This is a genomic window from Mesorhizobium sp. WSM3859 (assembly GCF_002295065.1).
Lineage (GTDB): Bacteria > Pseudomonadota > Alphaproteobacteria > Rhizobiales > Rhizobiaceae > Mesorhizobium.
The window spans coordinates 188,430-200,383 of record NZ_NSGG01000015.1 but is presented as its reverse complement, the minus strand read 5'-3'; the positions used below and the strand labels follow the sequence as shown (position 1 = coordinate 200,383).

Here is an 11,954-nt window from a genome sequence, read left to right as displayed (position 1 = left end):
GCCCCTTCAACTTGCACGATGCAGCGTGTGAGGCGTCCGGCTGAGTATTTCCGCGCCTCGCTCTGTCACCATGACGTGCTCGCTGGTTCCAATCAGGTAACCGCTTTCTCCGCGCAGGATGATTGGCATATGCAAGGTCATGTTGGGCTCAAGTATGTCCAACGCACCGGGCTCAAGGCTGATGTTACCGCGCTCCCCCCAGTTGATCCCGGTTTGGTAACCGACCCGATGATTCAGAAACTCAGGATGTCCGTGTCGCTTGAGCACCTCTCGCCCGGCGGCATCAACTTCACCGGCGGTCGCACCAGGCTTGATCGCAGCAATAACGGCCTCCAGAACTTCAACCGAGAGATCGTGCAGGAACTCAGTCTCCGCGTGTCGACCAAGGACGGCGCTCCGGACCAGCCCGCAGGCGTAACCGTTCTTCAGGCCACCGAGTTCCGTAAAGGCTGGCTCGTTGTTTCTGATCGGATGCTGCTTCGGACTGCCATGCGAAAGCTTCGTCCGCTCACCAAACAGCAGAGTCGTGGAACTCGCCCGTAGCACACCCCCGGCCTTTTCAACTTCTCGGTCAATGTTCGCAGCCACTTCCGCTTCCGTAATTCCGTCCCGCAGGGAATGCTGGAATGTTCGAACGGCCATGTCAGTCATTTCCATTGCGAATCGCATGGCTTCGAGTTCCATCTCCGTCTTTACAGCTGCCACCGTCGCGACCAGACGAGTCGCGTCAGCAAATTTCATATCCGGAAGTTGCGCCTGAAGTGCACTAACGTCCGCTGGCGCAAGATCCCAGCAGCCGAGCTCAAGCCCAATTCTGCGCCCCCTCAAGCCGAAACGCCGAACAGCAGCGGCGCATACCGGGGCAAAATCGAACTGCTCCCGATATGTAACTATTTCCTCGACGCAGCTTTCTAGTCGGACGTTGCTCAATGAATATTCTCGGACGACGAAGGTCGGTTTTCGCCCCGGTACAAGGATCAATGGGAACGGCATGAAATATGAACCGAACCCGTGATATCCCACAAGATACTGAAGGTGACCGTGAGCGGTTACCAAGAGGGCGTCGAGGTTGGCTCTTTCCATAGCCTCGAACACTCTCTGTTGACGGCGTTCATACTCAGTTCTAGGGAATGGAAGGCCCACGGTTGAAACTGCTGAAGACGTAGTGGTCATAGATCACCTCATTCATGAATTGTTGTTAGAGGGCGGGCCATCCCGCTAACCGGAGATCCGGCGACAATTCGAATGCGCGGGCAATTCACGTCTTTCTCTTTGCAGATGATTGACCTGCAACAGCGGCTTGCGTCAAATGCAGTTTGTATATTGTAGTTATCTGGCTACGCGATGGGGCTCAAAGTAGATGCTGGGCAGCTTCATCCAAATGCTGCCGACGAACACTGCCTGGACAACGCACACATGCGTGAGGCGGCAGAGGCCCATAATGTCATAGATAGGTAACCCTATTTGGGGGCGGAGTGCGTCCATGACATGGCGAACCGTGCATTCGAACAGCCTACCTCACGCGCCGAAAGACCCTGCTCAAGGGTCAGCCGCAGGATCGCTTGGATATCCCTCACGCTCGTTCGTCTCGCTTGTTTCCGTCTCGGCATGGCACCTCTCAACGTGATCGTGAGAGGCCAAACTGCCAGAACGGCGCAGCCGAGAACCGACCATTGAATTCTCTCCCGAAAACTGTCCGGGATGCGGAATTGCTGTCCGCGAATTACTGAAATCACTGTCCGGGACTTAGGGTGTCCGCGAATTACCGAAACACGCACATCTCCACCTCTTTCATCTCCGCAGCAATGGTATGCTCGCCATTTCCCGCCAGCCGATCAACGCACCTCCTGACTCGGTGCCGAGTTCCTGGGCGGTCCAAAACAGTTCGTAGATGTCGCTCTCGCGGTCGCCGAGATGGATGCACCCTGGCAGGATCATCGATATACGTTCTCGAGCAAGCGAAAGCTCTCTTTCTACTTCGATGGGCACCGGCGTCGGATGGGTCCCCTTCAATTTCGACCCGCGTCCATAACTTGATCGCCGGGGGGCCAAATCGAGAGCCCCTCGAGCGTAACGGCCAAGCTCGAATGCACGACACCGATCTGCTCGGTCGCTCTCTTTGACAGGTGAACCGGGTCGTGTCCTGCAGAACCAGGATGGGAGTCGTGCAAGAAACGAACAGTGTTTCCGGGGAAGCCTCGACCCTTACCCGCGCAAAAAATCGAGTTTTGGCTATCTCCGATTTCTACGGCGCTGACGATTAAACGTCTGTGGGTGACAATATCGAAACGTTTTCACGGGAGATGGCGAGAAAGAACTGGTGAAGCACGACTTCATAACGGTGTCAGAATTGCTATCTCTTGGCGCAAAACCTGGACTATAGCGCTCCCCTTAATTCGTGCAAAAACGTGCACATCAAACCGCGGGATCCTACACTTAGCCGACATTAAGTCCGGTGGTCCGAGAGCGCGCGCTGGCTGCTCGGGCCCGACCGCCACCCCACGACATGGAGGACGATTAGGCAGAACACCGGCAGAACCATAAGTAGCACCGAGACTGCGGCAATTGTCGGGTCGGTATGGTGGCGGATATCCTCCCACATCTTCAGAGGCAGTGTGCGCACCGAGAATCCGGCTACTAGCGACGTGATGACGAGTTCGTCAAACGAATGGAGGAACGCAAAGACAGCTCCACCAACGATGCCCGGCCGGATCAGTGGCAGCGTTACCCTCATGAATGCCTTCCACGGACTGGCCCGTAGGCTCTTAGCCGCCTGCTCCAGCCGCCGGTCGAAATTCGCCAGCGTGCCAGAGACGATCACCACAACGTAGCCGATAGCGCCGATGGTATGCGCCAGTATGACGCCGGTCATGGAGCCGAGCAGACCGAGTTTGACCAACCCGAGATAAGTCGCGATGCCAACGACGATAACCGGAAAGCAGATTGGGGTGAGGATCACCATGGTCAAGATTCGGCGCAGCCGCGGAAAAGTACGGCTGAGGCCGTAGGCCGCAAGTGTGCCCACCATGGTCGACAGTATAGCAACCATAGCGCCGATCTGGATGCTAGTCCAGGCAGCGGCGTACCAAGACGGATTGCCGAAGAAGGAGCGGTACCATTGCAACGAAAGGCCCAAGGGCGGGAAGGTTAAAAACTTACCCGCGCTGAACGACATAACGACGACCAGAAGTCCCGGAAACAGCAGATAGAACATGACGACCATGAGGAGCATCGCGCCGACGACGTTCGACCAGCAGCCGTCACCGGCAGCTCGATAGAGCTGTGCCGTCCAGCGCTTCGCCCGGAGGGGAGCGATTAACTCGCTACGATAGCGCTTCTGCCCCCCGGATGAAGGCAACCAACTCACCCAAGACTTCCCGGCTCGTTGGGCCGTGCGGCCCTGCGTAACAGAAAGATCTAGCCCGAGCATTGAAAGCACGATAATAGCGACCGCGAGGAGAACAAACGCCTCAGCGGCTACTCGGCCCGTGTCAAAGTAGGTCTGGACCTGCGAGGCCATGATGGTCGACAGCATGGCGTCTCCCAACCCGCCGAGGGCGGCCGGCGTGATGTAGAAGCCGAGGCAGATCACAAACACCAAAAGCGAGCCGCTGCGCACGCCCGGCATGCTGAGTGGAAAGAAAACACGCCAGAAGGCGGCAAATGGCCGTGCCCCCATGCTGCGAGCAGCCGCCATCAGCGACTTGTCGATACCCATCATGACGCTAACCAAGGGCAGGATAATCATGGGGAGCATAATGTGTACCATCCCAATATACACGGCCATGCGATTGTAGATAAGCGGCAGCGGACTGGAAATAATCCCGTGGTCGAGCAGTAGATTGTTGATCATGCCACGATCGCCAATAATCACGGTCCATGCATAGGTCTGCACTAATCCACTGCTCAGATAGGGAACAATGACGAGCACGATGAGAGCCATACGCAGGTACTTCGAGGCGGCCACGATCAGATAGGCCGTCGGATAGCCGATGAATAGGCAGATTGCCGTGGCCACCACGCTAATCTCAACAGTCTGTAAAAGAACGCGAATCTTCGCCGGCTGGCCGAAGAACGCCTCATAGTTGGCGAGCGAGAAGGCCGGCGCACTGAGGCTAGTCAGGAATAGCAGGATGATCGGTATGCCGAATACAACGAGCAGGACGGCCAGGGCAGGTGCAGTGAGCACGATGGGCATTCGGCCCAATGCCTGAAACATCTTCATCTGCGTTCCTCTCACCGCCTCAAGCCGTAACAAAGCGAACGTCGGATCGCAGCCAGTCGAGGCGTACCTCGTCGCCGGACCGAAAGATCTGCTGTCCCGCGGCGACGTGCTCGCGCACAATCAGCACACTGTTCCCGGCGCGGACATGGTATTTCCGCAACGGCCCGGCATAGATCATGTCTTCGACGATGCCGGTGACTAACTGGCGCTGGTCAGCATCGGCGCGCTTCGTAGCCGCACGAGCGGCGACGCATACACGTTCCGGCCGGAGCATCGCGACGGTACCGAAGGGCGGCGCGGCATCGGATTCGACCTCGAACCCAGGATTTTCGAGAATGTTGGCCTCGCCCATAAAATTCGCCACGAAGCGCGTCGCTGGCCTGTCATAGAGCGCCTCCGGCGTGTCGGTTTGCTCGATCTGCCCTTCGCGCATGACGACAATGCGGTCCGACAGGGTGAGAGCCTCCTCCTGGTCGTGCGTGACACAGATTGTGGTGATGCCGAACTCTTTGTGCAGGCTCTTCATCTCGACCTGCATCTGCTCGCGAAGGCTGCGGTCGAGAGCGCCGAGCGGCTCGTCCAGCAGGAGGAGCGGCGGATCGGCGATCAGCGCTCGGGCAAGCGCCACGCGCTGCTGCTGGCCCCCGCTCAATTCCGAAGGCATGCGGCCGCCAAAGTCCTTCAGGTGGACGCGCTCAAGTATACGATCGACCCGCGATGCCCTCTCAGCAGCCTTCACCCCGCGCATTTCGAGCGGAAATTCGAGGTTCCGACCCACCGTGAGGTGCGGGAAAAGGGCATAGCTCTGGAAAACGATCCCCTGATCACGCCGGTAGGAGGGCACTGAGCCGACGGAATTTCCACCGATTAGGATATCACCTTCCGTCGGCGCCACAAATCCGGCCAGCAGCATCAACGCTGTGGTCTTGCCCGAACCGCTTGGCCCAAGAATGGTCAAGAACTCGCCGCGATGAACTAGAAGTGACAAGTCCTGGACGGCCGCTACCGCACCATACATCTTCGTGACTCTGCGGAATTCAATCTGCGCAGGAACCAGATGTTTTTCCAATACTTCGTCCTCTGTATCCTCGGCGATTGGCAGTGAGGTATTTTTAAGGTGTAATGTCATCATTAATGCTCCGAGCACGACCGGAGCGCGGCTGCCAGACGTACTGCTTCCAAGAGGCAAGGCGGGTTCATAGCGGCCGCATCCAGGTTTAGTAGATCGGCAAGCCGACTTCCTAGGTCGCAGTTCGCTTTCACTGAAGAATCCACTCGTTCCAACGCTGCCTAATCCGCTCGGCGTTTGCTAAGCCGTCTGAACCCACCTCAGCGTACCACTTGGGGTTCGTCGCTATGCTAGATGCGACGTGGTCAGGGTGGCTCGCGAGTTTTCGTTGGAGAGCTTCTGGCAGATGTTTATAGGCATTTCGATTGGCTGGGCCGTACGGCATGATCTGCGCAAACGCGGCCTGCCTATCAGCGCGGGTGATGAATTCGATGAATCTCTGTGCATTCCGCACATTTGGGCTGCCCTTTGGGATGGCCCAGCTTTCCCAAGTCAGTTTCGCCTGGTTCCAGTTGATCTCAAGCGGCGCGCCATTGTCTATGAGTGCATTCGCCCCGCCGTCGAAGGACTGCGCTAGGTCGACGACCTTATCCTGCATCAACTGCTCGATCTCTGATCCGGACCTCCACCACTTGCGGATATGCGGCTTGATCTTGTCCAGGCTGGCGAAAGCACGGTCAATATTCATAGGATAGATGGCGTCAGCGGGCACACCGTCCGCCAAGAGAGCCTCCTCCAACGGGGGGACCTCGGCGCATAGCGTCCGAACGCCGGGATATTTACTGACATCCCAAAATTCCGACCAAGAAGCGGGCCGCGGTTTGTCAGCCGGGAACCTTTCAGTGCTGTAGACCATGCAGTACGCGTAGACAATTGACCCGACACTGTACGGACTTCTGGTGAAGTCTAGAATCGCGTCCAACTCGTCCTTCTTGTAGAGGGAGTAATCAATCTTTTCGAGGTAGCCCGTCTCGGGAACTCGAGCATCTGTGTCTGGGTCGACGGGAATCACATCAACCGAAACGGTATTGGTCGACACCATTAGCTCGAGCGCGGCTGGCGTGACTCCATCGGTGATCGGCGTCACCTTGATGCCCGTCTCGGCTTCGAATGGTTTTACATAGACTTGGATGCATGCATTCCCGTAGTCGCCACCGTTGAGCGCAACTTTCAGCTCACCCGAGGACTGGGCAACAGCGCGGCCGACGTTGCAAGCCATTGCGCCTGCCGCAATCGCCGATGTGCTCTGAATGAAGCGCCTGCGGTTTATCGAAAAACTCATTGTAGTTCCCTCATTGTTCCCGCCAACGCGCGGATTTCTTTTTATGCTTGTCGTGCGACCGGACACAAACAGCCACCACCGCCTCGACAAAGTTCACCCAATGGCGAATACCATAAGGCAGCGCTTCGCCGTTGTAATCATGCGCGAGCTAAGCGGTCCGGCCGGTTGCTGTGTGGCCGGCCGCCCCTGGTATGCAGGTCAGCTATGATTTGGGCTCGTAGTGGCAAAATTTTCAGCCCATTGCCCGGCCTGCTATACAGGCTAAAACACGGTGAGATGCCGAACTAGTGCCTTATCTCTTCCCGTTCCGTCTTATTTACCTGCGTCCCATATCGCTTTTGTCTGGCCGATATTCATCGCCGACAGGGACCTAATGTCAAATTCTGTTTGTGTATTGACGTCATCTGGTTTTTAGATGAACTTGGGCTGGCGGCCTCGCAATCGTAGTACTATAGACCTCACCTCGCGCCTTCAACTTCGGCCGCCGCCTCGAGGCCTTGTCTCACCCCCTACGAGTTCATCCGAAGGGGATAGATTCAGAGAGCCTAATCGATGAGCCTCGTTCCAATCCACCAAATGCCTGGAACACTTAGACGATGTGTTCCAAGGGTGCGCGTTTTTACCAAGTTCTCGACGAGAAACGTCGGCCAGAAAGAGGAATTTTGGGGCAGAGGCCGCAATCGACGAGGTGCTTTGTTCCTGGAGAGAGTGCGCCGAAACTGGTCGGCCGTGATTATGTTGAGCGTGGTGCGCAAGGGCTCCCTGATCGTTGACGTCGTAATTGATTTGAGAAGGCACCCCCGCCACCCACGCTTCCTACTGGGAGCTTGACGGCGTCATTCATTACTGTGTCGCCAGGTATGCTGCCGGGCGTGTCCCTCGTACCAGCGCGCCACGCACAGATTCGAAGCGTTTCCCACCCGAAAAAATGGAGCCGCGAGCTTGACTACCGGGTTCATCAAGGAACTCCGGCCTACGGCGCCAACCACATTGCAGTGCGCTGCTTCGCCTACGAATGGGTGACGATTTTGGAAACGGATTCCCCCAGCTATGGCAACGAAAATTGGAAATTTGGCAGCGAGGGCCCGATGCGGCCGCCCCCGGGCGTCACCGCGCGTGTGGCGATACGGAATTGGGCTAAGCGCAGAGCGCAGCAGCATCGGCGGCGGCTTCTTACTCTTTTAGCGGACCGGACTTTGCGTTGGCATCCGGACGTTCGCCGACGAGCTTCACGATGTCCTCATTGGCGCGGACGATCCGCCTGGCGCGACGGGTGAGCACATAACCGGCCCGCGGTGCAAAAATCTCGACTGCGCCGCCGTCCTCGCCGGCCAAATAGACAACGGTGGCGATGCGTTGCCCGCCCGCGATGCGGTCGCCTGGCTTGATGTCATAGAGCAGAGCTCCCCCCTTTGGCGTCTTCACACTCTCGACATGGCCGATCGGCGCAGCCACACCTTTGAAAGCGCCGGACGGCTTGACCGTCCTGTCCTCGATCACGCCGCGCGCGACGAGCAGACGGTAGAGGCCAGCGGCATCCTTCTCTGCGTACCCGTAGTGCACGTCGAGCATGCCGCGCAGTTCGAAAGTGGCAATGACCCGCCGCGCGAGGTGCTCGGCGCTCGCCTTTGAGGCAAGATAGGGATGGATCGACGCCTCTTCGAACTCTCCGTTGGAGGGAGCTTTCCAGATAATCACCGCCTCTACCCCGAAAGCGGCGGCGCAGTCGCTCATGGCTGGCCAAAGCTCCGCCGGGACGCAGAGATACGGCACGCCTTCGTCATCGCAATGCAGGTCAAGCACGATATCGTGGCCGAGCGAGAGTTTGAGGAGTCGCACCTTGAGCTGCCGGTCGACGGTTGCAAGAGCATCGTCCGCCGGCAGCAGTGCAGGGTCGGGCGTTTCCAGCTTCGGGAACTCGCGGTTGAAGTTGACGCGCGTGCCGAGATGGTACCGTCCTTGGTGATCGGCGAAGAGGTATTGCGCCCTGCCGATCGGATTGGCTGCGGGCACGATGGTGATATTGCCCCGAATACGGCCTTGTGCTTCCGCTGCTCTGAGCTTCGGCATTAGCGTGTGGATCGCCACAGTGCCCGGCAGCTCACCGGCATGCAGCGCCGCCTGCAGATAGGCCGAAGGCGCGCCGGCCGCGATGCCTGCAAAACGATAGACGGGAAACGTGTATGACACGCCTTCGGTGTCCCCGGCGATTGTTTCGATGTTCTTTTCCATGAATCCCTCTCTTTAGCGCTTCTAGCTCGCGCCGCCCTCTACATGCCAAAGGGCGACCACGCGATCATACGAGCACACTGTACCAGCTGGCCGCAAACATCGCCGCACCCCAGTTGAGCGACCCGAGACATAGGTGACGTTTTGTACCGGACACATGGTGAGGTGTACCCCTCGGGTGAGACAGAGATCAGTAACAGTTCTCCGCTTTTTTTGATTGCCGCAGGGCCTCCCGCCGCAATCGCGTTGGGCCGGATTCATGTTCATCCGGCGATTGATAATCGATCGCCGAATGTAGGCGCTGCTTGTCGTACACGACGTTGATGAATTCGCCGATCCTGTTCCTTGCATTGTCGATGTCGCGATAGGTTCTGCCGTCGGCTTCCTCCTCACAGCGTTCGCATGAAGCGGTCGGCTTTGGCATTGTCATAGGGATTGCCTACCCGGCTCATGCTCGGCCGGATGCCGTGTGCCGCAAGTCGTGTGGCATACTCGGCACAGGCATATTGCACGCCACGATCGCTGTGACGGATGATGGATCCCGGTGCCGGCCTGCGCGCCGCAATCGCTTGGTCGAGCGCCTCGATCGCCGGTTCAGCCCAACAGATGGATCGCCAGCGCGCAACCGATGACTTTGCGGCTGAACTCATCGAGCACGACAGCCAGATAGGCGAACTCCTCGGCGAGGTGGACATAGGTCCTCGCCCCGCCAGGGGCGCCGCTCCGCTGGTGCGCTTTCCTGACGTGCTGGAAGGCTTCTTGAAAAAATCGAGGTCGGCCGCCTGCTGTCCGACGGACGCTCCAGTTTGCCGATGCGAGCCAATGCTTTCGAAAGCTCGTCAAGCGCTTCCGACGGCAATGCCGGCGCCTGCACCGCCCGGGTCAGGCGCCTCACCCAGCCGGCGTGCCGCTCGCGGCGGACCCACGCCACCGCACAGAGCTACTGGCCCGCCTGCACGAAGCTGCTTCTGCCATTGATAGAGACCCTTGCGAGAGATGCCGAGCTCCCGCGCCAACTTGCTGACGTTGGCGCCCGCAGCCATGCGTTGCACCGCAGCTATCTTGAATTCGCGACTGAACCGCCGCCCGGGGGCTTCTTTCCTCCTTACTGGAGATGGCGTCCCTGCGACCTCCACCAAGCGTCTGGCGCAGTGACGGGAAACCCCTCGCAGAAGTGGGATACAACGGCCATCTCGTTGGTGCCGGCTGCAAGGTGGAGCAGGGCTTTCTGGTCATCGGACAGAAAGCTCCAGGCCGCCAATACCGCCTCGCGCGGCTGGCGCCGCTCGCCATGGGGTCGACGAACAGATGCACCACATCGAACTCGGAGGTCCGGGACCTCGTTCACGATGGTCCGCTTCAGTGACGATGGGCACCTTCCTCCACAACAAGTCTCGATATCCGGTGGCGACAGCCGGAGGGCATCTATCTCGACCCTCAACTCCTCTAGGCTTTGGGCGCGTTTGCCGAACAACGTCCGAACAGCGATCGGCAATCTTAGGCGAGCTACTCTCGATCGGCCGTTCGGCGCTCTTCAGCCGCCCTGTTCGGTAGCCACTCGTATGACGCTCCTGGCCAAGTCATAGTGCGTCGACATGATGCCCATCAGATTTCTCAAAGATCTAGCGGTCGCGGTAGAATCGCTACCACTTCGTTTTCGTCAACATGCAGGGTGGATTTTACAGCGCATACAATGGAGGTGGTATGTGATCGAATTTCAAGCGCACTTGACGACCACGGATCCATCGGATGTAGGATGCCAATCAAATCTCCAGGTTTCACCTCATCCAACACCGAGCAGCGAGGTTCAAAGATACCACTTGCAGGCGACTTCAGTTCATCGGACTCGAGCGTCTCGACTGTCCGGCTAGACTTCTGTTGACGGAACGTCGGATACTCTGCCTCTCCTGTGACGATCCCGAGTGCGATGAGTGCATTGCGTATCCCAGTTTCGGCGACCGTAAGCGCGGCCGCGTCTACCGATCCGCCGCCGAGTTCAGGACATACAAATACCTTGCCCTGGCTTTGGACAAAAGTATCGAACATTCCACACGTATCTGGTCCTTCCCAGGCTAATGTTAATGGCAATTTAAACGCCTCTGCCATTCGAAGCGTCTTGCGCATGAGATCAGCATCTGCAATTGGATGCGTCGTGCTTGCTGGGGCAAATTGCCACCTTGGTCCGCCGCTGTGCAGATCAAACACGATGTCGACCATTGGCAGCAATAATCGAGAAACTGCATCCGCGATTCGTTCAGTTACCGATCCGTCCGCGCGACCCGGAAACACTCGATTAAGATTCAAGCCATCGATCGGCGTATTGCGGCTCCATGCCTGCACGGCTTGCGGATTGAGCACCGGTACAATGATGACCCTTCCACAGATTTGTGCTTCGGGCAGCCAATCAACAAGCCGTCGCGCGACAATTGGCCCTTCCAACTCGTTGCCGTGAGATCCGGCCGTGATGAGGAGACGCGGTCCGTTCCCTTTGTTGAGGCTGATGACTGGAAGCGAAAGCGATTCGCAGTCGGCGCCTTTTGCGACAAAAAGATGTCCCCTGCTCGTACCGGGCTTGTCGAGATCGAATGTAAGGTGCGATGTTTCTCTCATTTTTTAGCCTTCATAAGTACGGATTTTAGAAACTAATCGCCGGTACACGTGCGTATTAGTGCCGAAGCCAAGCCTCGGCGGTACCAATATCCTTGCAAAGGAATGGCACGCCACGGAAGAGTACCACGCCGGCAACAGTCTCAATATCTTCGTAGAATTAGACCACGGCGTTGATGGTGCCTCGCCCGCTAGCCGCATCAATTCCAAGGCCGTCAGTTCGGCTTTCGCGCACAAGAGAGGCCAACCGGTGGCAACGTACTCTACGTATTCGCTCAGCTTCACTGCGGCGATCTCTCTTTTTTGCCCCGAGTGGCGATAACGGGTAGTGACACGCAAAAGGTCATGAGTTGCTAAATCCAAAGCTGGGTTCGAATTGACCTAGTGGTCTCCCGACGGCAGCGGGGTGGAAAATAGCAATGCTTCCGATGATATTAATATCGATCCGGAGAACCGTGGCGGTCAAATACTGTTTGGCGATTCGATTCATCTCGAATTCAGATGGCAAGTTCAATCATGATGCCCGTTGGTGATCGTCTGGT

7 protein-coding genes are annotated in these 11,954 nt (G+C 57.7%); all 7 read right to left on the bottom strand.

The window, feature by feature from the left end:
• Positions 1-6: 6 nt before the first annotated feature.
• Entirely contained in the window at positions 7-1,173 is a 1,167-nt protein-coding gene (locus CK230_RS26575; protein ID WP_095796022.1) for a Xaa-Pro peptidase family protein, read from the bottom strand.
• A 1,273-nt stretch (positions 1,174-2,446) separates the two neighbouring features.
• Entirely contained in the window at positions 2,447-4,225 is a 1,779-nt protein-coding gene (locus CK230_RS26570; RefSeq protein ID WP_095796024.1) for an ABC transporter permease subunit, read from the bottom strand.
• 19 nt (positions 4,226-4,244) lie between these two features.
• Positions 4,245-5,354, bottom strand: a complete 1,110-nt coding sequence (locus tag CK230_RS26565; protein ID WP_095796025.1) for an ABC transporter ATP-binding protein — start codon at positions 5,352-5,354, stop codon at positions 4,245-4,247.
• Between the two features lie 130 nt (positions 5,355-5,484).
• On the bottom strand, positions 5,485-6,576 hold the full coding sequence (locus tag CK230_RS26560; protein WP_095796026.1) for an ABC transporter substrate-binding protein: 1,092 nt from the start codon (positions 6,574-6,576) through the stop codon (positions 5,485-5,487).
• 1,173 nt (positions 6,577-7,749) lie between these two features.
• Positions 7,750-8,808 carry a succinylglutamate desuccinylase/aspartoacylase family protein gene (locus CK230_RS26550; RefSeq protein ID WP_095796028.1) on the bottom strand — a complete coding sequence of 353 codons (1,059 nt, stop codon included), beginning with the start codon at positions 8,806-8,808 and terminating at the stop codon, positions 7,750-7,752.
• A 187-nt stretch (positions 8,809-8,995) separates the two neighbouring features.
• Positions 8,996-9,235 (bottom strand): hypothetical protein, encoded by a 240-nt coding sequence (locus CK230_RS33250; protein WP_176480213.1) that lies wholly within the window; start codon positions 9,233-9,235, stop codon positions 8,996-8,998.
• A gap of 1,184 nt (positions 9,236-10,419) precedes the next feature.
• Complete coding sequence (locus CK230_RS26530; RefSeq protein ID WP_095796032.1) at positions 10,420-11,415, bottom strand: succinylglutamate desuccinylase/aspartoacylase family protein; 996 nt, start codon at positions 11,413-11,415, stop codon at positions 10,420-10,422.
• Positions 11,416-11,954: the final 539 nt, after the last annotated feature.

Coding starts and splice junctions, on each gene's coding strand:
- CK230_RS33250 (WP_176480213.1), bottom strand. CDS start 9,235: ATGACAATGCCAAAGCCGACCGCTTCATGCGAACGCTGTGAGGAGGAA.
- CK230_RS26575 (WP_095796022.1), bottom strand. CDS start 1,173: ATGACCACTACGTCTTCAGCAGTTTCAACCGTGGGCCTTCCATTCCCT.
- CK230_RS26570 (WP_095796024.1), bottom strand. CDS start 4,225: ATGAAGATGTTTCAGGCATTGGGCCGAATGCCCATCGTGCTCACTGCA.
- CK230_RS26530 (WP_095796032.1), bottom strand. CDS start 11,415: ATGAGAGAAACATCGCACCTTACATTCGATCTCGACAAGCCCGGTACG.
- CK230_RS26565 (WP_095796025.1), bottom strand. CDS start 5,354: ATGACATTACACCTTAAAAATACCTCACTGCCAATCGCCGAGGATACA.
- CK230_RS26560 (WP_095796026.1), bottom strand. CDS start 6,576: ATGAGTTTTTCGATAAACCGCAGGCGCTTCATTCAGAGCACATCGGCG.
- CK230_RS26550 (WP_095796028.1), bottom strand. CDS start 8,808: ATGGAAAAGAACATCGAAACAATCGCCGGGGACACCGAAGGCGTGTCA.